This is a genomic window from Flavobacterium sp. SM15 (assembly GCF_022012335.1).
In the GTDB taxonomy this organism is placed as follows: Bacteria; Bacteroidota; Bacteroidia; order Flavobacteriales; family Flavobacteriaceae; genus Flavobacterium.
In genome coordinates this window covers 328,140-351,641 of the sequence record NZ_JAKLTO010000004.1, presented here as the reverse complement: position 1 = coordinate 351,641, position 23,502 = coordinate 328,140, and the positions used below count along the sequence as shown (strand labels likewise).

The window sequence follows — 23,502 nt, the reverse complement described above, 5'->3', positions numbered from 1 at the left end:
TCCGTCGCATTCTACAGTTGCGTTTGAAGCCTGGATTGAAATTACCGGTGGTGTAACATCTTGGACATGAATTGTTTGAGATGCGTGTGATATATTTCCACACGCATCAGTAGCAGTCCAAGTTCTGGTTACTGAATAAGATCCTCCACATTGTCCCGGAGTAGTGTTATCTACAGAAGTCAATGTAAATGATGAACCACATGCGTCAACTGCACTTGCTTGAGCAAATTGCGGAGTTGCAGGACAATTGATTGTAGTTGGACCAGGTAATGGTGCAATCACTGGAGCAGTAGTATCTTGAACAGTAATTGTTTGTGATGCTGTTGATGTGTTTCCGGAAGCATCAGTTGCAGTCCAGGTTCTGATTACTGTGTATGATCCTGCGCAATTTCCTTGTATGGTTTGATCTGAATGTGATAATTGTGCAGGCCCGCAAACATCAGTAGCAGTTGCCTGAGCAAATTGAGGAGTAGCCGGACAGTTGATTGTTGATGGAGGAGGCAATTGTCCTATAACCGGAGGATCATTGTCTATTACATTAACAGTCACTGTAGCTGTGTCACAATTTGTTGGGTTAATCACTTCACAGATTTTATAAGTGAATACATAACTTCCGGCTGCGATTCCTGATGTTACATTTACATTTCCAGAACTACTGATTGAAATATTAGGATAACTTCCGGTAAGTACAGTAAGTACAACAGAAGCCGGAACTATCGGATTTCCATTAAGAGTATCATTTGTCAGTACATTTCCAACAATGCCACTGTTTATACAACTGATGTTTGAATAAGTATCATCATTGGCAACAATTACATTAACTGGTGTTGGTGTAACAGTAGATGTATTATTACTAGGATTAGGATCGTTTTGGTTTCCTGTAATCACAGCTGTATTGGAATAATTTCCAGTTGCATTTACCGTAGCGGTTATGGTCAAAGTCGCACTTGCTCCGTTGGCTAAGTTGCCTATTGTCCAAACACCGGTACCACTGTTAAAGCTTCCTACAGATGGAACTGAACTTACATAAGTATATCCAGACGGTAATACATCGTTTACAACAACTCCGGTTGCGCCACTTGGACCGCCATTTGTTGCAGTAATTGTAAAAGTTACATTGGAACCTACAAATGGAGTAGGGTTGTTAACTGTTTTTACAACACTTAAATCGGTTAAAGCACAGATTAAAGTTCCGCCATTACTTTCGGAAGTATCAACAAAAGCACCATAAACATTAATGTTGTTTAATACACCTACCAAAGAACCGGCTCTAATGCTGATTTCATCAAAAGGCATTGTACTGATAAAACCTACATTATAATAACCAGGCCCTGAACCAAGAATAGGTACAACTAAGGTTAGACCGATTAATTGTGCTCCGGTTCGTGATTCTTGTAAAGTTCCGTTTAAGTAAGTTGAAATAGTTAATGATTGGAATAAATTGGCCTGTACAAGGCTGTTATTGTCTTTAATGGTAAAACCTGCAAAAGTTCCAACCGGGAAGGTCGATAACTGATCTGCTACTGCAATGGAACCCGATGCGGCAACACCGGCAGTAACATTAATTGTTGCAAAATCAGAGATACTTGAACTCAACACATTATCAACATTATTAACAGCACATCCAACACAGGCAACACCACTAATTCCTGTTCTTGAACCATCAATGATGACAGGGAATATTGGGTTTGTTAGCGGATATGATTTGTTACATTCAAGTACAACGGGACAGAATTTCTGAAGCACCAGATTGTATACTTTTGTAATTCCTAAGCTAACTCCAACAGGTTGGTTTACTGAAATTTGAACTTCATCAAAAGATAAGGTTGTATTAAATCCTAATTTATATCTTCCTGAAGAATTAAGTAGAGGCCCATTTACCAGAAGATTTACACCTGAAGCCTGTTCCCTGAATACTCCATTTAAATAAGTTTTGATTTGAATGTTGTTTAGAACCGCAACACTAACCAGATTGGCATTTTCAATTTCAAAACCTGCGTATGTTCCAGCTGGATAATCTGTGATTTGCTCTTTCACAGCAATACTGCCAGAAGCCAAAACACCAGCTACTAAATTAATGCTCGCAAAATCGGAACTGCTTGGAGAAATTACATTATCGGTATTGGTTACACTTCCAACTGCTATACCAGAGATTCCAGTATGTGATTGTTCAATTTCAACTGGAAAAACTGGAGCGTTTGCTGCAGTTGGAATGTTACAATTTAAACTTGGCCCTGGACAGTAAGTTTTAATTACTGCGTAGTAAACTTTTGTTGAGGTTAATGCTCCCACTAAACTATTAATGGTAATTTCTACAGCGTCAAAGGATTGTGAAGAATTAAATCCAAGGATATAATTTCCCGGGTTGGAAAGTAAATCCAGTTTAACTAAAGCACTTCCGGTTAGCGTTTCTTTTAAAACTCCTGAAAGATAAGTTTTGATTGAAATGTTGTTTAATAAATCTACAGAGAGAATTCCACCGGTAGGCTCAATGCGGAAACCGGCAAAAGTACCTGCTGCATAAGAATCGTCATTATCTGTAACTCTTAATTTATGGGTTACTCCAACACCAACTGCTGTTGAAACAAGTGCGTAATTGCTTAAATCGGCATCAATTAATCGTGGAGCGTTTGAAATTCCACAACCAACCAAGCAAAGACCAGTTGTAGAAGAACTAACTGCCAGATTATCAAACTTATTAATAGTTAGAGGTGTTTTATCAACAATATTACATTCAACTATTCCGTCATTGATTACTACTTGAAGTGTTGCCTGACAACCATTGCTATCAGTTACAGTAACGGTATAGGTTCCCACTCCAAGGCCACTTAAGTCTTGTGATGTTGAACCATTGCTCCATGAATAGGTATAACCGGGTATTCCGCCGGATACATTAAGATCAATCGTACCATTATTTCCACTGGTTGCCGGAGTTGTTACTGCATTTAGCGAGAGTTCCGCCGGGAGGTTTATCGTTTGCGAATAACTGCTGACCAGATGTGTCGGCATATTGGAATCAGTTACCGTGAGTGTCGCTGTATATGGTCCGCCAGGGTATGGATACGTGTGCACTGGATTTTCCTGTGTTGATACTGGTGAACCATCGCCAAAATTCCAAGAATAAGAATAAGGAGTAATACCACCGCTAGTTTCATTATTAAAACTAACTGTTGATTGATTGCCATTAGTACATACTGTATAGTTGTATTCTACAGCCAAAGGTGCAGCAACGAGCATACAACTCCCAAATTCACATTGAGACTTACTAAATGTGTTACAATCATAAGTTGCTAATTCTGGATCATTTACGTTACCGTTTGGTTTCCATACTACTAAAATTCTGCAAAGAGAAAGTTCCTGGCCGCAAGTCCATGTGAATGGTCCATAAATTTGTCGTTGGCCTCCACCCGGTGCCACCGTAGCTAAATATGCGTTGATTGGAGTAACATTGCCATCAATAGATAAATCTGCAAACAATCTAACTTGTGAAATAGCGCTGTTTGAGTTTGAAGTATAATTCAGCATGACGTACATCTGCTGTGAGGTTCCCGGTGTACACGTTGTATTGGAAAGCGGTACACCATTAACATTTGTTAAACTTAAAAATACCTGGTCTAATGTGTAATTATTAGAGGTACAGTTAAAATAGTCCTCATAGTAATTTGGAGGGCTACCACAGAGTCTTAAGTCTGGATGCTGAGGCGTAAACTGCGAGAAAACATTATTAATCCCGATCAGGATAAATAACAGTAGTAAGGTAATTTTTGGTTTCATAGACATTACTTTATTAATTCTGTCTGTAAAAAATCAGTAACATGAAAACACTAAATTTTAGGGGGCAGTTATCCGTTTCACAGCATAAAAAATGTGCAAAAACAACTGTACCTAAAACTGACACGACAATAAAAATGTGTTGGAAATAAATGATTAACCTGTATCGATTAATCAATATGGAAACCTAATTTTCAAAAATCTAAACTGAAAAGTAAACTAAAACTCAAGGTGGTATTAAGTTTTAGATTTACTTTTAGTGTTCAGCTTAGTATATTCGATAATTTGTATTACTAAATTATTTAATAAAATTCTTGCCTACGCGCATATTCATCCCTTTTTCGATGAAAGACGTTCTTTTCTGGGTGAATTAACAATTATTTGACAGAATTTCTCTGGCTTTTATGGTTTTTTTTGAGTTACTTTATACAACTAAATTGTTGGTTATGAAAAATTTAATTCTTATTCGTCATGCAAAATCAAGTTGGGATATTCCTTTAAAAGATATCGACAGGCCTTTATCACAAAGAGGCATTTCGGATGCACATATAACTTCTCATGCTATAGATACTTTCTTGCCTAAAACTTTTATTGTTTGGAGCAGCCCGGCCAAAAGGGCAAAAGAAACTGCAATGATTTATGCTCAAAACCTTTCAATACCTTTAGAGACAATAATATATAAAGACGATTTGTATACTTTTGATGAGAGAAATCTGGAAAATATCATAAAAAATTGCGAAAATAAATACGACAGCCTAATTCTTTTTGGTCATAATGGTGCAATAACCGATTTTGTTAATAAATTTGGAGATTGTTACATAGACAATGTTCCTACTTCGGGATTTGTGTCTTTAAAATTTGATGAAGAAGATTGGAAAAATATACAAAAGGGAAAACTACTCAAGAAAGTGTTTCCCAGAGAGTTGAGATCATGAATAATACGCAGGAAAACAGGTATATAGACAGAGAAAAAAGTTGGTTAGCCTTTAATGCAAGAGTACTACAAGAAGCCGCAGATGAAACGGTTCCGTTATTGGACCGTTTACGTTTTTTAGGAATTTTTTCTAACAATTTAGATGAGTTTTTCCGTGTGCGTTATGCAGCAATCCGACGATTAAATGCGGCCGGAATATCCGGGGAGAAGCTCTTGGGCGGAGTCTCAGCACAGGAACTTTTAAAAGAAATCACAGAGATAGTTATCGAGCAGCAATCGGAGAGTTTACGTACTTTAAGTGTAATTGAAAAACAGCTCGAGAAAGAGAATGTTTATATTATCAACGAAAGTGAAATCAATAAAGAGCAGGAAAACTTTATCAGGGATTTTTTCATTCAAAAGGTTAGTCCTGAGCTGGTTACCATTATTTTGAATGATCTTGATGAATTCCCGCTTTTAAAAGATACTTCGGGATATTTGGCTGTAAAACTGGTTTTGAAAACTCAACCTCAAAACACAATTCTTTCTAAAATAATTCAGAAAAAAGAAGTACGTTATGCGGTTATCGAAATCCCAAAAACCATCAACCGTTTTGTGGTACTTCCTTCAAATTCAGACAAGCAGTACATTATTCTTTTAGATGATGTAATCCGTTATAACCTGCACAGCATTTTTAATATTTTCGATTACGAGAGTATTTCGGCACACATGATAAAAATTACAAGAGATGCCGAGTTGGATATCGATTCCGATTTGAACAAGAGTTTTATTGAGAAAATTTCCTCCAGTGTTAAAGAGCGAAGAGTAGGTGAACCGGTTCGTTTTGTTTACGACCAATCTATTGAAAAAGATACACTTGCCTTTTTCTTAACTAAAATGAATATTGATTCGACCGATAGTATCATTCCGGGAGGAAGGTACCACAACCGTCGTGATTATATGGATTTCCCGAATTTAGGACGTTATGATTTGTTGGCAAAACCGATTACACCTTTGCCTGTACCGGGTTTAAGTCTGGAAGGAAGTATTTTTGATAAAATAAGGGAAAAAGACTATTTGCTAAATGCACCGTATCAATCTTATTCTTATTTGATTAAATTTTTGAGGGAAGCTGCTTTGGATCCGAAAGTGGTTTCCATAAAAATAACGTTGTATCGCCTTGCAAAGAACTCACAGATTGTAAGTTCGCTTATCAATGCTGCTAAAAACGGAAAGAAAGTAACGGTTCAAATTGAATTGCAGGCCCGTTTTGATGAAGCGAGTAATATCTCCTATGCTGAAATGATGCAAACGGAAGGCGTTGAACTTATTTTCGGAGTAAAAGGTTTGAAAGTTCACAGTAAAATATGTGTAATTGAGCGACTTGAAGAAGGCAAAGTAAAGCGCTACGGATTTATTTCTACCGGAAATTTCAATGAAAGCACCGCTAAAGTGTATACGGATGTGACTCTATTTACAAGTCATGTGCAAATTATGCGCGATGTTTCAAAAATTTTTGAATTTTTTGATGTGAACTATCGCGTGCACAGATACAAGCATCTTTTAGTTTCACCGCATTATACCCGTTCTAAGTTTGTTAAGCTTATCGATAAGGAAATAATGAACGCCAATTTAGGAAGACCTGCATTTATTAAGCTAAAAATGAATAGTTTATCAGATTATAAAATGATTGATAAATTATATGAAGCAAGTCGTGCCGGTGTTAAGGTTCAGCTAATTATTCGCGGAATTTGTTCTCTTATTCCAGGAGTTCCGGGAATGAGTGAGAACATTGAGGCCATCAGTATTGTAGATAAATTTTTAGAGCATTCCCGCGTTTACATCTTCGGAAATAACGGAGATCCAGAGATTTACATTTCTTCAGCAGATTTTATGACCAGAAATTTGGATGCAAGGGTAGAAGTGAGCTGTCCTATTTATGATGAAGAAATCAAAAAAGAAATGCTGGAAACTTTTGAAATTGGGTTAAAAGCGAATGTTAAAGCCCGATTGCATTCTGAAAAACTGGACAATAAATACAGAAAACAGCCTGATCAGAAAATGTTCCGAGCTCAGCATGAAATGTATAATTATTACAGAGACAAGCTGGAAGTAATAGCAGAAAATCTATAATCCATAAGTTTTAAATTAATAGTAAAGAATACCGGATCACTTAATGATTTCAATTAAAAAATTTGCAGCAATCGATATTGGATCCAATGCCATGCGCTTGCTTATTGCCAATATTGTAGAACAACCTGGGAAAGAAACTCAGTTTAATAAGAGTGCCTTAATTCGTGTTCCGATTCGTTTGGGGCAGGATGCTTTTACCGTTGGAGAAATTACGGAAGAGAATATTGACCGTATGATTGACGCTATGAAAGCCTTCAAATTATTGATGAAAGTATATAAAGTAGAACGTTACATGGCGTGCGCTACTTCCGCTATGCGTGAGGCATATAATGGAAAAGAAGTAACCGAAATCATCAAGAAAAAGGCCGATGTAAAAATTGAAATTATCGACGGTAAAAAAGAGGCGGCAATTATCGCTTCTTCGGATTTACACCATTTTATAAAAACCGATGCCACTTATTTATATGTGGATGTTGGAGGTGGTAGCACCGAGTTTTCTTTATTTTCTGAAGGAAAAATGATTGCTTCAAAATCCTTTAAAAACGGAACCGTTCGTTTACTGAACAATATGGTGAACGAAGTGGTTTGGCAGGAAATTGAAAAATGGATTAAAATGCAAACCGAACCTTATGAAAATATTACATTAATAGGTTCCGGTGGAAATATCAATAAGATTTTCAAACTTTCGGGTAAAGCACAAGATAAACCGCTTTCCTATATCTATTTGAATTCGCAATATCAATACTTGAACTCGTTAACCTACGAGCAACGTATCGCCGAATTAGCTCTAAACACTGACCGAGCCGATGTAATTATTCCAGCCATGCGGATTTATCTAAATGCTATGAAATGGAGCGGTGCACGAAATATTTATGTTCCGAAAATTGGTCTTTCTGACGGTGTGGTTAAGGCAATGTATTACGGAAAAATTTAAGGGCATGAAAGTTTACATCATTAGTTTGTTATTTGCTACCCTAAATCTTTTTGCTCAAAATGATTTGAATTGGAGTTCGGATTATGAACTTAAATTGACCGATTTTCAATCTGATGCAACACAAATTGGTGGAACAAACACCTTTAGTTTACAAATGCCTACTGGTATTGATTTTGTATTTTCGATGAGTAATTTGGAATTTTCTTTTACAAAAAACTTTAACGCAAAAGTTAATAATGTTTTTAAGAGCAGTTCTTCTGCCATAGTTGCATTGGATAGTCAACAGGCTGAAAGTATTGTGAAATTTGCAAATTATCAATTTGATTTATCAGAATTATATGCACGAAAATTTAGAAAAAGAATTTTTGAGGAAAAATCAACTTTTTCAAGTGTGCAATTTTTTAAACCAATTTATGATGAGCTTCAAAAAGAATTTTCTCAACGCCTAACTAATGCAAGCAAAGAAACCGAATTAGGAAGTAAATCTGAAAAATTAAATTTATTACACCAAGAGGTAAATAATGAAATTGAAGATCTATCAGATTTTTGTAAAGAATGTAAGCCTAGGAAGAAAAAATAATAAAATCTGATTGTATAATTTAAACATCCAAATCAAAAGTTTTTTTCAAAAGCTCCAAAGCAGGATTGATTGAATTTAATTTATCAAATTTTTCCTGTGGAGTAAATGCGTATTTTGTTTCAACTACTTCATTTACATAGACTTCAATGGCTACATCGTGGTTGTGAAGCCTTCCTCGTAAATAGCCTAACAGTTCGTTTTTATTGTTGTCGAAATCTACTTTAGAACCTTCGTTGGGCATGTGTAACTTTATGGTTGTTCCATCTAATGTCGGATCATCCATGAGCATATAAGTTGCCATGATATGTTGCCCTTTATCTTTTAATTTCTCTGCAAAATTAGTCCAATGTAACAACATATCTGTTTCCGTAAAAGGTTCTGTTGGTAATTCGTCGTGGTGTTTTATATTGGCCTTTTGAGATGCTTCTAATTCCCTTTTTGCTTTGATACTGGCTAAAGAAAGTGCGGAAACTTTTGGTGCAGAAGAAGTTTGAGTTGAAATAGAATTATGATTTTCAACAACAGATGCAGTCGATTGAGTAGTTTCAACAGGTTTTACTTCTTCAATAACTGGGATAATTTCTTCTTTAACAGTTGATTCTGTATTATCAAATCTGCTTTCTTCGGTTTTATTTTCCGAAATGGTCTGATTTTCTAATGTTTGATTAGCATTATCTGCCGCAACAACCTTAGGTTTAACTTCCGTAATGGAATAACCTGAATTTTTGAAATAAGTTGGTGGAATTATAAAGGACTTAGCTTTTTTTTTTCTCCATCAAAAGTGATAGAGGCAAGCTGCATTAGGCAAAGTTCGGCCAAAAGACGTTGATTTTGAGAAACTTTGTATTTTAAATCACATTCGTTGGCGATTTCAATTCCCTGTAAAAGGAAATCTTGAGAAGCTTTTTGTGCTTGTTCTCCATAAAGCTTTTGTGCATGCTCACCAGCTTCCAGTAAAACTAAAGTAGCAGGATTTTTACAAACCAATAAATCACGGAAATGGGAAGCCAATCCGGCAACAAAGTGATGTCCGTCAAAACCTTTTGCTAAAATATCGTTATAGGCAAGCAGTAATTCCGGAATCTTATTCTCCAGAATCATATCGGTAATTCGAACATAATATTCGAAATCCAATACGTTTAAGTTTTCGGTAACCGCTTGACGAGTTAGATTATTTCCGCAGTAAGAAACCACACGGTCAAAAATTGAAAGCGCATCACGCATCGCACCATCAGCCTTTTGAGCTATGATGTGAAGTGCATCGTCTTCAAAGTTTACCCCTTGTTCCTTAGCGATTTCAGCCAAATGCTCTTTTGCATCTTTAACGGTAATTCGTTTAAAATCAAAAATTTGACAACGAGATAAAATCGTTGGGATGATTTTGTGCTTTTCCGTAGTTGCTAAAATGAAAATTGCATGACGCGGCGGTTCTTCCAATGTTTTTAGAAAGGCGTTGAAAGCCGAAGTTGAAAGCATGTGCACCTCGTCGATGATATAAACCTTATATTTTCCGGTTTGCGGCGGGATTCGAACCTGGTCAATCAAATTACGAATATCGTCTACCGAGTTGTTGGAAGCGGCATCCAATTCAAAAACATTGAACGCAAAATCTTCATAAGGATCATCATAGCCTTCCTGATTAATTTTACGGGCTAAAATACGGGCACAAGTTGTTTTCCCAACTCCACGCGGTCCTGTAAAAAGTAAGGCCTGAGCTAAGTGATTGTTTTCTATGGCATTCAATAAAGTGTTAGTAATAGCCTGCTGTCCCACTACGTCTTTGAACGTTTGAGGTCTGTATTTACGGGCTGATACTATAAATTGTTCCATAGAAATTTATTGGAATACAAATATAGAATTTTTGTTGGTTTGGCTGTTTGTTAATTCGAAGATTTGAAGAAAAGTTATTCACAAAATCAGTAAAAAATCAGGATAAAACTTAAATGACTTATATGGTTTTAAAATTTCAGATTTAGGATTTAGTTTTTTGGAATTGGATATTTGATTTTCACAAACCTTTTCTACCTTTAATAGAAAGTCCTATTAGAAATCGAGCAGCTTCACTTTCCGAATTGGCAGCATATCCGGAAACAAAAACCCCATTCTTATTTAAAGACGATTTCGATCTTATTCCATACACCGTCGCTTCGTCATCGGCACTGGAATCGCCTTCATAACGAAAAATATGAACAATTTCAAAATCATGCGGATTCTTGAAAAACTCCTGTTCGTTTATGTTATAATCCACAACAAAGCCTAACTCTTTAAGTTCCAGCAAAGCTTTGGAAACACTGGCGTAATTATAAGTATGTGCCATGATATTAATCTTAAATTCTTGATTACTATAAATTTACGATTTTTAAAACAGTTTTTAAAGGATGAACTTTATAAAGTGTAAACTATTATAACGCAGAGGATAAATATTTGTTGTAAGTTTGCAGCGCAGACCGCCTTATCGCTCCAATTTATTGGGGAGGAAAGTCCGGACACCATAGGGCAGCATAGCGGGTAACGCCCGTCACCTTGAGCAATCAGGGGAGGACAAGTGCAACAGAAAGTATGTACAGGTAATGCTGTAGTGAAACCAGGTAAACTCTATGCGGTGAAATGCCATGTATATCAGCAGTTAAGGACGGCTCGTTCGTTGCTGAGGGGTAGGCAGATTGAACTTGTGAGTAATTGCAAGTCTAGATAAATGATAAGGGCTGACTTTGGTTAGTACAGAATCCGGCTTACAGGTCTGCATTTTTTAGTTTGAATTCCAAACCAACATTTCGGATGCTTTCAATGGAGATGCTTGTGTCTTCCGTAAAGTATTTTCGTAATTTACTGATGTACACGTCCATGCTTCTTCCGGAGAAATAATCATCGGTTCCCCAAATAGTCTTTAAGACCTCTTCTCTTTTTAAAAGCTGATTACTGTTTTTGTGAAAGAAAATAATTAAAGCGGCTTCTTTTTCGGTCACACGTTGAATTGTGTTCTCTAATTTGAGTTCGAGTCTTTTGCAGTCAAAAAGGTATTTCCCGATTTTGATTTCTTCAGAGTTTGAATTTAAGGCCATACTCTTTTCAGACCGTTTTACGATGTTATTCAGCCTTAAAATCAATTCTTCTACTTCAAAGGGTTTCACAATATAATCATCGGCGCCAAGCTTTAAACCTTTGAGAATATCTTCTTTTAACTTTTTGGCTGTCAGGAAAATAAATGGAACACTTGGATTGTATTCAATCATTTTTTCAGCTAAGGTAAAACCGTCCATTTTGGGCATCATTACATCAAGAATACAAATATTGAATGTTTCGTTTTGGAACAGTTTATAGGCTTCTTCACCATCTTTTGTCCAAAAAACGGAATACCCGTACAACTCCAAAAATTGTTTCAAAACAGAGGCAAAATCAGCGTCGTCTTCAGCTAATAATATTTTTTTCATAATTTACAAAGCAGGAATACTAATGGTAAATAAAGCACCATTACCTAGATTACTGATAACTTTAACCGATCCTTTATGTGCTTTTATAATCTGATCCACATAATAAAGTCCTAAACCTAAGCCTTTTGTATTATGAATATTACCGTTTTCCACGCGATAAAACTTGTCGAATAAAAGTAATTGTTTCGCTTTTGGAATTCCAATACCATCATCCTGAATATTTATTTTAAGGCTGTTATTTTCATACGAAGTTGAAACGGATATATTTTGACAACCATATTTAACCGCATTTTCCAGAACATTGTTAATAGCAGTGGTCAAATGGAATTTGTCCAGTTTCAATGACAAGTTTTCGGTTGCAAAATGCGTTTGAATGCACGCAGACGGATAAGCAATCTTAAAATCCTCTATAATGGTTTTCAAAAAAACAATAGGGTTAATTTCTTCTTTTTGAAGTTGAATTTCTTCCTGACCCAATGAATTTGTCAAAACCTGATCGATTAGATTCTGCAGTCTGATGTTTTGTCGGTTAATAGTATTTAAAACGTCGTTATAAACGGTTTCATTTTCCTTGATATCTTTTCTTTCAAGGATTTTCGTAGAAACGGAAAGCGTCGTTAAAGGTGTTTTTAGTTCGTGGGTGATGTTGTTAATGAAATCTGTTTTGATGTCACTTATCTTTTTTTGTCTTATCAATGCTTTGATGGTTATCACGAAGAGCGAAATCAAAATCGTCATACATACAACCGAAATTAAGAACAGCAATGCCATTCGTTTTAGAATTATGAATTCCCAATTTTTAACCGATACATACAAGGTGTCTTCGGTAAGTAATTTATAGGGAAGTTTTTCAATGATTCCGCTGGTTGTTCCTACATAGGTTCTTGCTGTGAATGCGTTATCCAAAGAGGTTAAGTTGCCGCAGATTTTATTCTTTATTTGTGATTTCTCAGAAAAAACAGTATCAATTTTTTGTGTATTATCGTAAAGGACAAACTTATTTACAACGATAGCAAAATTCAGTTCATGCTCTGGAAATTCTCGTTCGAGTTCTTTTTTCAATTTTAAGGTAAGAGGACCTTTATAATCATTATCAAGAAGTTTTCTCTTGATGGATAATCTGTTTTTTGGATTTTTAAAATAGGCGTGAGCCAGATTTTTATAAAGCAAATCTTTTTTAATGAACAGTGTAGAATCCACAGAGCTGTAATCATTGGTAACAGCAGCAATTTTTACTTTTACTTCCGATCGGAACTGTGCAACTTTATATTCGTAGGAGGTTTTAATCAAATAAAACTGCATTGCAGAAAGTGCAATCAAAACCAAAGTGGAAATACCAATTAAGAAATTTATTTTTTGCTTCATCAGTTTTTTAAAACGTTCAAAAGTAGCTTTTTTATGGTTACTAAATCTTTTTAACCGTGCATTAACCTACAATTAACCTTCCGATTGACCAATCGAAATCATATTTGCAGTCAAAATTACAAATTATGAAAAATCAATTGATCCTCGCTTTAAGTACTTTTCTTATTTCATCGATTGCTTATTCTCAAGAAGTACAAAAAGAACAAGATGTACAAAAAGAGCAAGAAGAGAAAAAAGAACAAAAGGAAACTGAACTGGAAGGTGTTGTTGTGAAAGCCGCCCCCAAAACATTTACCACAAAAAACGGAAATATTAAGCTTGATGTGGCTAATTCCATTTTCAATGCCGTTCCCAATACTCTGGATTTACTCTCAAAACTGCCCAAAATACAAATCAGTCCGGATAAGGAAAGTATTACGGTGATTGGGAAAGGCAATCCGCTTATTTATATTGATAATCAGAAAGTTGAGATAAATGATTTGAATGCTCTAGATGTTGCAGACATCAAAACGATTGAAATTATTAACAATCCATCGTCTAAATATGAAGCCAATGGAAGAGTTGTTATTTTGATAACCAGAAAATTAAGTAAAAAAGAAGGCATCAAAGTTGATCTCACTGAAAATGCCTCTTTTAAAAAGTTTTTTAATAATTCATTTGGAGTTAGAGCAAGTTTAAAAAAGAATAAAACAGAGTTTAAAACCAATTTCAATTATAATCAGTTGACGGTTTGGGAAAGTAACGGAAATGATTTTGATGTTTCTACTGAAAATATTACCTCAAACTATCTGACTGAGGCCGTTACTAAAAGACCGCAATTTCTTTTCGGTAGCGGTATTTTCCATAAAATCAATGAGGATGATTATGTTTCGTTCAATTTCAACGGAAGGACTCAGAAAGATCGTTTCGACATCACAACAGATACATACAATAAAGATGAGAATTCAGAAAATTTCATAAAAACACTAAACAGCAGTAACGAGAAAAGGAATTTTTACAATGCGTTTTTCAATTACAATCATAAAATAAAAAGTATTGAAGGGCTTTTATTTACAGGAGTTCAGTATTCAAGATACGCTCAAAATCTTGCAGGTAATATTTATCATAATTATAATGCAAACGGTTATAATTTTTCACAAAGCAGAGATCAGAAATTCAATATTACTGTTTTCTCTGCAAGAACTGATTTCGAGAAAACGTTTAAAAATGAGATGAAATTAGAGGTGGGAGCACTCGTTCTTAAAGCCGATGCCACCACGGATTTTTATGCAACAATTCAGAATCCGGCAGCGATTCAAACATCAGATTATACATTTAAGGAAAGAAATATTGCCGGTTACACACAACTCTCGGGAAACCTTAAAAAAGTAAATTATTCTTTTGGCTTAAGAACAGAGCAAACCATTATTGAAGGAAATACTATCTCTAATGCAGTAGCAGTGTCAATTAATAAAAACTACAATAATCTTTTCCCGAAAGCACAACTGAATTTTGCTGTAGACAGTACTAAAACGATTACTTTGAATTATTCAAAAAGTATTGTAAGGCCAAACTATTCTGCTACCAATCAGACTTTAACGTATATTAATCCGTATTTCGCATTTGCAAACAATGTCAATTTGAATCCGACAATTATAGATGAAATCTCGGCAACTTTTGAGTATAAAAACAGCTCTTTGTTAATTGCTTATACTAAAAAATCAAACCCGGTTTATTTCGGAACATTTTATGATGCCTCTGAAAATTTACTCACACTGAAAACTGCCAATTTTGAAAAAGAATCAGGTTTTATTGTAGAATTCACAGTTCCATATACCTATAAATTCTGGACAGTTAATAATGTGTTTAATGGTATTATAAACAGGCTTGATGATAAAACGGCTGTTGCGATTCCCACGAAACCGTATTTTTATGGGTATTCAAATTCGGTTTTTAAACTTCCCAAAGAAATAGAATTGTCTGTTACAGGTTGGGGATTGTCCAGTCAATATGAAGGTGTTTTTAAAAGCAGTGGCTTGTTTTCCATGGATTTAGCGGTATCCAAAACTTTTTTCAAACATTTCGATTGTACGGTAAGTGCTAACGATATTTTCAGAAAAGTGAAGTATTCAAACACTTATTCGATGAACGGAATCCATACAAAAGGTAACTATTACACCGATTCACACATGATTTCAGTTACAGTGAAATATTCATTTGGTAAAATTAAAGATGCAGTATTTAAAGAAAAAAGTATTGATGAAAACACAAACAGAATTAGGTAGTTAGCTATCAAATTCGTCGTTATCATCTTCTTCGTCGATAGTTTCTTCTTCGCTGCCTTCAAATTCAAAGAATGAAAAAACCGAACCACCATAATTTCTATCAAACGAAAAATTTTCCATATGATCCAGTTTGGTGTGTTTGGAATGTTCGATCACCATCATACCATCTTCTTCAAGTAGTTCATTTTCAAAGATTAATTCGATGATTTTTTCGAAATCTTTCTGTTCCATTCCATAAGGAGGATCGGCGAAAATAATATCGTAGCTGCCTTTATTTTTCTCTAAAAACTTAAAAACATCACTTTTGATTGGTGTAATATCGAAATCAAATTCCTTTGCGGTTTTCTTGATAAAACTCACACAACCAAAATCACCATCTACTGAAATGATTGGTTCTGCACCACGCGAGGCAAATTCATAACTGATGTTTCCTGTGCCTGCGAACAAATCTAAAATTCTTAATTCACTGAAATTGAAGTAATTGTTCAGGATATTGAATAAGGCTTCTTTAGACATATCCGTAGTAGGTCGAACCGGTAAATTTCCTGGCGGGTTGATTCTTCGTCCTTTATATTTTCCTGAAATTATTCTCATGAATTCAATAGCGTAAAATGTTGTAAAGCATCTGTTTGGGTAACTGAAGATTTGAAAGCCAAATCGGATACGTCCAAAAGTGAAATGTTTCTGATATAGCGGTAAGCAATTTCAAAACATGGGTGTTCTTCCGAAATTTTACCTAATAAAGAAACAGTAATCGTTTCCGGATTTAGTTGTAATTGTTCCAAAGAAAACAGAAGGTAATAAGCGAAATCTTCAGGAGTTTTATACTCAAAGGAGTTGTATAAAACCAGTTTTAGATTATCGGTTATAATTAACTCAAAATGAGTTTCCTGCAAATGAATGTATACTTGTTTTTCAACTTTATTTCTGGAAAGCTCCAGCAATTTGGAAACCAAAACAGAATTCACATTTTTATACTCAAAACTGCCAAACTGGTCAATTAAAAAGTTGTTTACATTAACATAAGGGACATGAACATTATTCATTTCATAGTTCCCGATTTCATCAAAACAAAAATAATCGGTCTCGAAAACCTTGGTGTTGTATTGCAAATAACTTCCCAAAAAATCTTCATTGAAGAGTGGTTTCGGAACAAATGTATTTAAGTTATTATCATGAAGAACCAAAATCTCATCATAAGTTTTAGTGAGCTGCGGATAATCTACAAAAGTTCTCCAAAGCTGATCTTCAAGAGCTTGCGTATGGTTAAATTTAACTTCATGAATTTCCTTAACGCTCTGGTTTAAAGTATCAAAAACACAAAATGAAAGCCCGTTTAAAGCTACCTGTAAAGACAGTTTTTTATAGGTTTTAAATACGATAGGAGTTTCAGACATTAAGTTTATGTTTATTAGCCTGAGCAAATTTACGTTTTTTTTCCAACGGATAAGGTTTTAGCTGAAATTTCATTGTTATCTTTGAATTTCCTTTCCATTAAAGAATTACTATGATTTCAGCCAAATTTTATTCCACACTTCGAAATAATTTTCCTTTTCAGCCCACGCTTAAACAGGATATTTTTTTTCAGAAAGTAGCTGATTTTGTGAGTAATGAGAATCAAGATGAGATTTTTTTGCTGAAAGGATACGCCGGAACCGGAAAAACGACGGTCATTTCTACAATTGTTGAACATCTTAAAGACATCAACAAAAAATACGTTTTGTTAGCGCCAACCGGTCGTGCGGCCAAAGTCATGGCAAATTATTCTGAAAAACCTGCACATACTATTCATAAACGAATTTATTTTCCGAAAAAGAGTAGTGGCGGCGTGAGTTTTACCATGCAAACCAACAAATTCAAGAATACGATTTTTATAGTTGATGAAGCTTCAATGATCTCTGATTCTCCTACAGAATCAAGTATGTATGAAAACGGTTCACTGCTCGATGATTTGATTATGTACATCTATTCCGGTCATAATTGTAAAATGATTTTGGTTGGAGATACTGCTCAGTTACCACCGGTAGGAATGGATGTGAGTCCCGCACTCGATATGGACAAACTTTCTATGAATTATAACATGGAAGTGCCTCATATTGAATTAGATGAAGTAATGCGTCAGGAAGAAAATTCCGGAATTTTGTTCAATGCCACGGAATTACGGGAGATTTTGAAATCGCATTTTATTGATACATTTCAGTTTCATCTTCGTGGTTTTAAAGACATTGTTCGGTTAACGGACGGTTATGATATTCAGGATGCTATTCACGCGGCGTATTCAAATTATTCCATAGAAGATACAGCATTTATAGTTCGTTCTAATAAACGTGCAAACCAGTATAATCAGCAAATCCGTATGAAAATCCTTGATAAGGAAAGTGAACTTTCTCCTGGTGATTTTATGATGGTTGTGAAGAACAATTATTTTTGGTTAAAAGACAGTGATGAAGCGGGTTTCATTGCTAATGGCGACATCATCGAAATTCTTGAGATTTTCAGAATTGTAGAATTATACGGTTTCAAATTTGCAAAAGTTAAAATCAGAATGATTGATTATCCGAATCAGATTCCACTTGAAACCATCTTGATTCTGGATACCGTTATGAGCGAATCACCTTCGTTAACGTATGAGCAAAATAATCTTCTCTATCAGGAAGTTATGAAAGATTACGAAGATGAAACCAGTCAATACCGCCGTTTACAGAAAGTGAAGAACAACGAATATTTCAACGCGCTTCAGGTGAAATTTTCTTATGCGATAACCTGTCATAAATCTCAGGGAGGACAGTGGAATACTGTTTTTATTGAACAGCCTTACTTGCCCGATGGAATCGATAGAGATTACATCCGTTGGTTGTATACTGCAATTACCCGAGCCAAAGATAAACTGTATCTTATTGGTTTTCAGGATGAATATTTTGAAAGCTAGAAAATAAATAAGTAAAGAAAACTAAGTAAATTAGCCACTTACAACAGAGTAATTGAAATGAAAATAATCGCCGTAATTCCCGCTCGCTATGCTTCCACACGATTTCCTGCTAAACTTATGCAGGATTTAGGGGGTAAAACCGTAATCTTAAGAACATATGAAGCCGCTATCAATACAAATTTGTTTGATGATGTTTTTGTGGTAACCGATTCGGATCTGATTTATAATGAAATTGTTTCTAATGGCGGAAAAGCGATTATGAGCATCAAGGAACATGAATCCGGAAGCGATCGAATTGCCGAAGCCGTTGAAAACATGGATGTTGATGTGGTAATTAATGTTCAGGGCGACGAGCCGTTCATCAATAAAAAACCTTTGGAACAGGTAATCGAAATCTTCAGAAACGATAACGAAAAGAAAGTTGATTTGGCGTCTTTAATGTTTGAAATTAAAGACAGACCGGAAATCGAAAACCCTAATAATGTGAAAGTTATTGTCGACCAACAAGGATTCGCATTATATTTTTCCCGATCGGTAATTCCTTATCCAAGAGAAGAAAATGTAGGGGTTCGTTATATGAAACATATCGGGATTTATGCATTTAGAAAAGAAGCCCTGATGGATTTTTATCGTTTGCCGATGCTCTCATTGGAAGCTTCCGAAAAACTGGAACAACTTCGTTATCTGGAATATGGGAAACGGATCAGAATGGTGGAAACGGATCACGGCAGCATCGGAATTGACACTCCAGAAGATTTGGAAAAAGCTCGTAAACTTTTATAATATGATCAACTCAGGGTATACTATCAGAAACGCAAGACCTGAAGAATTTGAAGCAATCGGACAACTGATGGTTAAGGTTTACAGTGCGCTTGAAGGTTTCCCAAAACCCCATGAACATCCGAAGTATTTCGAAATGCTTGCTAATGTAGGTGAGTTGACAGGCAAACCTCAAACCGAAATTTTAGTAGCAGTTTCATCGGAAGATATTATCGCAGGAGCAGTTGTTTATTTTGGTGATATGCAATATTATGGATCAGCAGGTACAGCACCTCAGGAGAAAAATGCGGCAGGTTTTAGACTTTTAGCAGTAGACAACAATTTTAGAGGAGAAGGAATTGGCAAATCACTAACATTAGCCTGTATTGAAAAAGCTAAAAATCAGCAATTGCCACAAATCATTATCCATACGACCAATGCCATGAAACCGGCATGGAAAATGTATGAAGCCATTGGTTTTAAACGTTCGGAAGATTTGGATTTTCTACAAGGAGATTTACAAGTTTTTGGCTTCCGATATGTATTCTGATTACTTTAATTTTTTGACAGTAAACAGTTCGTTGTGAAACTCAACTTTCGGATACATTCTTATAGAATAATTTTCATCAAAATGAGCTTTGTATTTTAAATTTCTTTCTTTATGTTTTTCATTTAAAGTCATGGTATTGAATAAAATAAATCCATTTACTTTAAGTAAAAAATTAATTCTATTAATAAAAAAATCTTCAAATAAAAAGTTAGGCATTTGCGTATCCTGAAAGATATCAATGATAATCAAGTCGTATTTTTCTCTTGTTTTCAAAACGAATTCGAAAGCATCATCAACCACAATTTCCAAATTCGGAATTTTGTTTAAACCAAAATAATGATTGGCAATTCCAATAATTTCACTGTCCAGTTCTACACCGGTAATTTTTCCTTTGAATTTGATTTCATCAACAAGGGTTTTGATTACACTTCCACCTGCAACTCCCAAGACCAAAATGGTTTCAAATTTTCTTATACGTTCAAAACCAATGTAATGTAAGCCTTTGCGTAAAATACGTTGCAGGCTTCCATAGGAATAATTTGTGTTTTTAGAATCGAGTACAAGCTGACCGTTAGCCCAGGTAACTTCGAGTCTTTTATTTATTTCAGATTTTTTTTGATGTATCTTTATAGGAATAAAATAACTTAGAATCTTCTTAATCATTTAATCATCGCGTTTTCTATTGGTAAATATAAATGTTATTTTTGAACCAAACTTTTTATAATGAAACAAATTCTATACAGGTTTATATTCTTTCGCTTAATGGGATGGAAGATAGTTGGTACTATTTCACCTGAGATCAAAAAATGTGTAATGATAGTGGTGCCACACACCAGCTGGCATGATTTTTATTTAGGATTATTTACCCGTGGAATTTTAGGTTTAGATATGAATTTTGTTGCTAAAAAAGAATTGTTTCGTTTTCCTTTTGGAGCTTATTTCAAATGGATGGGAGGTGCACCACTTGATCGTCAGAAAAATGAAAATAAAGTAGATGCTATAGCAAAAGTTTTTGAATCAAGAGAAGTATTTCGTTTGGCGATTGCTCCGGAAGGCACACGAAAAAAAGTTACGGAATGGAAAACCGGATTTTATTACATCGCACTAAAAGCGAATATCCCAATAATACCGGTGGCTTTTGATTACAGCAAAAAAACAGTTACAATTTCAGAACCCTTTTTTCCAACCGGAAATAAAGAAGCTGATTTTAAAATTTTACAGCATAACTTTAAAGGGGTAATCGGAAAAGTTCCTGAGTACAGTTTTGTTCCTGAAGATTAATTATTCCGGAATATAGTTTTTAAAAGTTCCGTTTTTATAAAAGATTACGATTCGATCAATTTCCGAGTCATTTTTTAAGGTTTCAAAATTTCGCGTATTTGAAAAATTTTCTTCGGAGTTTTCATTTACGCGATTTTTTTCAAGGCTAATTTCAGAAGAAAATAAATCGGCTTGTTTTTCAATTTTTGGTTCTTCTTTTTTTATTTCAGAAAATAGAGTAGAAGCAGGATTGATTTTTTCGTTCACCTGTTCTGATTCCGAAAACGGAAAATTTCCTTCACCATTTAAAATCCAATACAGATTTACTTCCGGAAAAACCTCTACAATTTTTAAAATAAAATCAAGACTTGGTTTGTTTCTTCCTGAGAGTAGGTGGGATAAACTGGAGCGCTGAACACCAATTTTATCGGCAAAACCAGAAGCAGATAATCCGTAATATTCGAATATGATTTCGAGTCTTTTAATAAAATTATCGATGTTTAACATTGTAAACTAGTTTAAAAAATTAGAACTGTTACAAATGTAAACAATTAACTTAAAATATCCAAATCTACATTTGTAAACACTTAAAAAAGTAAATAAATATTTAAATTATTGGTTTATATAAAATACGTTAATTGTTTGATTTATAGTTATAAATTTTATTTTTATGATATCAAGTCCTGGCTTATTACAATAGTAACCAATAACTTGTTTTCAAGACATAAAATATGTTTACAAGACTAAACAAATCGTTAATTTTTATTGTTTACAATTGTAAAAAATAAGATGTTTACTTTTGTAAATAGAAAGAGAAAACCATGGATTACGCATTTTTATTTGATCGCTATAAAGAAAAAGATTTGTTTGGAAGGTATATTACTAATCTTCATATTCAACCAATTTTAGAAAAATTGAAACCACATTTTGATGTTTCTGTAATTGGAGAATCGGTTAATGAAAAACCTATTTATGCTCTAAAAGCAGGTGCTGGAAAAGTTAAAATTTTCATGTGGTCACAAATGCATGGAAACGAAAGTACTTGCACCAAAGCATTGTTCGATCTCTTTAATTATCTGAAAAGTGACGATCCATTTGCTAATGTTATTAAGGATAACTTTACTTTATTATGTATTCCGATTCTTAACCCGGACGGTGCTCTTGCTTACACCCGTGTTAATGCCAATGAAATTGATTTAAACAGAGATTCTTTGGAGTTGTCTCAGCCTGAAAGTCGTTTACTTAGAAAGACATTTGAGGAATTTGAGCCTGATTTTTGCTTTAACCTTCATGATCAGCGCACCATTTTTGCTGCTGGGGCTACCAATAACCCAGCAACAGTTTCCTTTTTGTCTCCGGCATACAATGAATCCAGGGATATTAACGATATAAGACTTAAAGCTATTAATGTAATTGCCGCAATGAATGACGAATTGCAAAAATATATTCCAAATCAGGTCGGTCGTTTTGATGATTCGTTTAATATTAATTGTATAGGGGATATGTTTCAGTATTTAGGAGTGCCGACAATTTTATTTGAAGCAGGGCACTTTCAGCAGGATTATAATCGGGAAGTTACTCGAAAAATGATTTTTATTGCATACTTATCTGCATTTCAGGCGATTTATAAAAACGACACTCTTACTAATAAAATAGAGGATTATTTTAATATTCCGCAAAATAGTATAGTTTTTTACGACTTTATTTATAAAAATGTCAAAATAATACTTGAAAATATTGAAAAAAGCATTACTTTTGCAGCCCATTACAACGAGGTTCTTGAAAACGGTAAAATTGTTTTTAAGGCTTTGATACGAGAAACAAAGGGCTTGGAAGGTTATTTCGGCCATCAGGTTTATGATTTTCAAGGTGAATTATTTGAGAATCAAGAAAATAAAACGCCATTAATAGATGATTCTGCAGATTTTATTGTAGGAAAGCATAATAAAATTGTTAATGGATTGCTAAAAAAATAATAATTTTACTATTTTAATGATAAAACATTAAGTTTTTATTTTTAATTTTGAACTTTTAAAACAAATAACAGATAAATTTATAGTATGAGTAAGTTTCGTTTGGATGAAGTAGATCATCAGATTTTAGATATGCTGATTGACAACACAAGAGTCCCTTTTACCGATATTGCTAAAAAATTATTGATTTCTGCCGGTACGGTACACGTTCGTGTAAAAAAGATGGAAGATGCAGGAATTATTCAAGGATCTTCGCTAACATTGGATTATGAGAAATTAGGTTACTCATTTATTGCTTATGTTGGGGTTTTTCTTCATAATACATCACAAACTAAATTTGTTTTAGAGCGTATTAATGAAATTCCGTTTGTGACTGTTGCTCACGTTACTACTGGAAAATTCAACATTTTCTGTAAAATTAGAGCAAAAGACACTAAACATGCCAAAGAAGTAATCTTCATGATAGATGATATTGATGGAGTTTACAGAACGGAAACAATGATTTCACTTGAAGAAAGTATCAACGACAAAAAACGTCTGATGCATACAATTTTCAAAGACATGTAATTAAACAATATGAAAACCCGGAGTGAAAGCTTCGGGTTTTTTATTTATATTTATTTTTCAAACTAAAAATAAT

Annotated in this window: 20 protein-coding genes, 1 other RNA gene and 1 pseudogene; 12 read left to right on the top strand and 10 right to left on the bottom strand. The window is 34.5% G+C overall.

Features of this window, described 5'->3' with window-relative positions; genetic code table 11:
- On the bottom strand, nucleotides 1–3,774 hold a 3,774-nt coding region (locus LZZ90_RS09455), incomplete at its 3' end, for a PKD domain-containing protein (RefSeq protein ID WP_237790444.1).
- A 443-nt stretch (nucleotides 3,775–4,217) separates the two neighbouring features.
- Here LZZ90_RS09455 and LZZ90_RS09450 point away from each other — a divergent pair.
- The 4 genes from LZZ90_RS09450 to LZZ90_RS09435 are packed head-to-tail and all read left to right on the top strand — an operon-like array spanning nucleotide 4,218 to nucleotide 8,331.
- On the top strand, nucleotides 4,218–4,706 hold the full coding sequence (locus tag LZZ90_RS09450; protein ID WP_237790443.1) for a histidine phosphatase family protein: 489 nt from the start codon (nucleotides 4,218–4,220) through the stop codon (nucleotides 4,704–4,706).
- The gene (gene ppk1 / locus LZZ90_RS09445) at nucleotides 4,703–6,817 is read left to right on the top strand and encodes a polyphosphate kinase 1 (protein WP_237790447.1); all 2,115 of its coding nucleotides are present in this window, start codon (nucleotides 4,703–4,705) and stop codon (nucleotides 6,815–6,817) included. The genes LZZ90_RS09450 and ppk1 overlap by 4 nt, the downstream gene beginning before the upstream one ends.
- A gap of 43 nt (nucleotides 6,818–6,860) precedes the next feature.
- Nucleotides 6,861–7,751: a Ppx/GppA phosphatase family protein gene (locus tag LZZ90_RS09440; RefSeq protein ID WP_237790442.1), complete on the top strand. Its 891-nt coding sequence runs from the start codon at nucleotides 6,861–6,863 to the stop codon at nucleotides 7,749–7,751.
- Nucleotides 7,752–7,755: 4 nt separating this feature from the next.
- On the top strand, nucleotides 7,756–8,331 hold the full coding sequence (locus LZZ90_RS09435) for a hypothetical protein (protein WP_237790441.1): 576 nt from the start codon (nucleotides 7,756–7,758) through the stop codon (nucleotides 8,329–8,331).
- A gap of 19 nt (nucleotides 8,332–8,350) precedes the next feature.
- Here the strand turns inward: LZZ90_RS09435 and LZZ90_RS09430 are convergent, their stop codons facing one another.
- From LZZ90_RS09430 to LZZ90_RS09420, 3 genes are all read right to left on the bottom strand, one after another.
- Complete coding sequence (locus LZZ90_RS09430) at nucleotides 8,351–8,689, bottom strand: DNA polymerase III (RefSeq protein WP_237790440.1); 339 nt, start codon at nucleotides 8,687–8,689, stop codon at nucleotides 8,351–8,353.
- 386 nt (nucleotides 8,690–9,075) lie between these two features.
- Nucleotides 9,076–10,161 (bottom strand): DNA polymerase III subunit gamma/tau, encoded by a 1,086-nt coding sequence (dnaX, locus tag LZZ90_RS09425; RefSeq protein WP_237790439.1) that lies wholly within the window; start codon nucleotides 10,159–10,161, stop codon nucleotides 9,076–9,078.
- Nucleotides 10,162–10,339: 178 nt separating this feature from the next.
- Nucleotides 10,340–10,648, bottom strand: a complete 309-nt coding sequence (locus LZZ90_RS09420; protein WP_237790438.1) for a hypothetical protein — start codon at nucleotides 10,646–10,648, stop codon at nucleotides 10,340–10,342.
- A gap of 122 nt (nucleotides 10,649–10,770) precedes the next feature.
- Here LZZ90_RS09420 and rnpB point away from each other — a divergent pair.
- Nucleotides 10,771–11,082: RNase P RNA component class A (gene rnpB / locus LZZ90_RS09415), an RNA gene on the top strand.
- On the opposite strand, the pseudogene LZZ90_RS09410 reads toward rnpB, so the two are convergent.
- Nucleotides 11,079–11,762 (bottom strand): annotated as a pseudogene (locus LZZ90_RS09410) (response regulator transcription factor); the annotation flags it as partial. The gene rnpB and the pseudogene LZZ90_RS09410 sit on opposite strands and share 4 nt — an antisense overlap.
- Nucleotides 11,763–11,765: 3 nt before the next feature.
- Nucleotides 11,766–13,127, bottom strand: coding sequence for a sensor histidine kinase KdpD (locus LZZ90_RS09405; protein ID WP_237790437.1), 1,362 nt, complete (start codon nucleotides 13,125–13,127; stop codon nucleotides 11,766–11,768).
- Nucleotides 13,128–13,252: 125 nt separating this feature from the next.
- On the opposite strand from LZZ90_RS09405, the gene LZZ90_RS09400 reads away from it, so the two are divergent.
- Entirely contained in the window at nucleotides 13,253–15,391 is a 2,139-nt protein-coding gene (locus tag LZZ90_RS09400; RefSeq protein ID WP_237790436.1) for an outer membrane beta-barrel family protein, read from the top strand.
- On the opposite strand, the gene rsmD is transcribed toward LZZ90_RS09400, so the two are convergent.
- Both rsmD and LZZ90_RS09390 read right to left on the bottom strand, forming a co-directional pair.
- On the bottom strand, nucleotides 15,392–15,985 hold the full coding sequence (gene rsmD / locus LZZ90_RS09395) for a 16S rRNA (guanine(966)-N(2))-methyltransferase RsmD (RefSeq protein WP_237790435.1): 594 nt from the start codon (nucleotides 15,983–15,985) through the stop codon (nucleotides 15,392–15,394).
- Nucleotides 15,982–16,788 (bottom strand): DUF3822 family protein, encoded by an 807-nt coding sequence (locus LZZ90_RS09390; protein ID WP_237790434.1) that lies wholly within the window; start codon nucleotides 16,786–16,788, stop codon nucleotides 15,982–15,984. The genes rsmD and LZZ90_RS09390 overlap by 4 nt, the downstream gene beginning before the upstream one ends.
- Nucleotides 16,789–16,898: 110 nt before the next feature.
- Here LZZ90_RS09390 and LZZ90_RS09385 point away from each other — a divergent pair, with 110 nt between their 5' ends.
- The 3 genes from LZZ90_RS09385 to LZZ90_RS09375 are packed head-to-tail and all read left to right on the top strand — an operon-like array spanning nucleotide 16,899 to nucleotide 19,629.
- On the top strand, nucleotides 16,899–18,320 hold the full coding sequence (locus LZZ90_RS09385; protein WP_237790433.1) for an ATP-dependent RecD-like DNA helicase: 1,422 nt from the start codon (nucleotides 16,899–16,901) through the stop codon (nucleotides 18,318–18,320).
- 57 nt (nucleotides 18,321–18,377) lie between these two features.
- Nucleotides 18,378–19,103: a 3-deoxy-manno-octulosonate cytidylyltransferase gene (gene kdsB / locus LZZ90_RS09380; RefSeq protein ID WP_237790432.1), complete on the top strand. Its 726-nt coding sequence runs from the start codon at nucleotides 18,378–18,380 to the stop codon at nucleotides 19,101–19,103.
- Between the two features lies 1 nt (nucleotide 19,104).
- Nucleotides 19,105–19,629 carry a GNAT family N-acetyltransferase gene (locus tag LZZ90_RS09375; protein WP_237790431.1) on the top strand — a complete coding sequence of 175 codons (525 nt, stop codon included), beginning with the start codon at nucleotides 19,105–19,107 and terminating at the stop codon, nucleotides 19,627–19,629.
- On the opposite strand, the gene LZZ90_RS09370 is transcribed toward LZZ90_RS09375, so the two are convergent.
- Nucleotides 19,630–20,292, bottom strand: a complete 663-nt coding sequence (locus LZZ90_RS09370) for a spermidine synthase (RefSeq protein ID WP_237790430.1) — start codon at nucleotides 20,290–20,292, stop codon at nucleotides 19,630–19,632.
- A 60-nt stretch (nucleotides 20,293–20,352) separates the two neighbouring features.
- Between LZZ90_RS09370 and LZZ90_RS09365 the strand changes: the two genes are divergently transcribed.
- Nucleotides 20,353–20,910: a 1-acyl-sn-glycerol-3-phosphate acyltransferase gene (locus tag LZZ90_RS09365; RefSeq protein WP_237790429.1), complete on the top strand. Its 558-nt coding sequence runs from the start codon at nucleotides 20,353–20,355 to the stop codon at nucleotides 20,908–20,910.
- Here LZZ90_RS09365 and LZZ90_RS09360 read toward each other — a convergent pair whose 3' ends face one another.
- On the bottom strand, nucleotides 20,911–21,396 hold the full coding sequence (locus LZZ90_RS09360; RefSeq protein WP_237790428.1) for a helix-turn-helix transcriptional regulator: 486 nt from the start codon (nucleotides 21,394–21,396) through the stop codon (nucleotides 20,911–20,913). It lies immediately after the preceding gene.
- A gap of 314 nt (nucleotides 21,397–21,710) precedes the next feature.
- On the opposite strand from LZZ90_RS09360, the gene LZZ90_RS09355 reads away from it, so the two are divergent.
- Together LZZ90_RS09355 and LZZ90_RS09350 are read left to right on the top strand one after the other, a co-directional pair.
- Nucleotides 21,711–22,865 carry a M14 metallopeptidase family protein gene (locus LZZ90_RS09355; RefSeq protein WP_237790427.1) on the top strand — a complete coding sequence of 385 codons (1,155 nt, stop codon included), beginning with the start codon at nucleotides 21,711–21,713 and terminating at the stop codon, nucleotides 22,863–22,865.
- An 84-nt stretch (nucleotides 22,866–22,949) separates the two neighbouring features.
- Nucleotides 22,950–23,429 carry an Lrp/AsnC family transcriptional regulator gene (locus LZZ90_RS09350; RefSeq protein WP_136401578.1) on the top strand — a complete coding sequence of 160 codons (480 nt, stop codon included), beginning with the start codon at nucleotides 22,950–22,952 and terminating at the stop codon, nucleotides 23,427–23,429.
- Nucleotides 23,430–23,502: the final 73 nt, after the last annotated feature.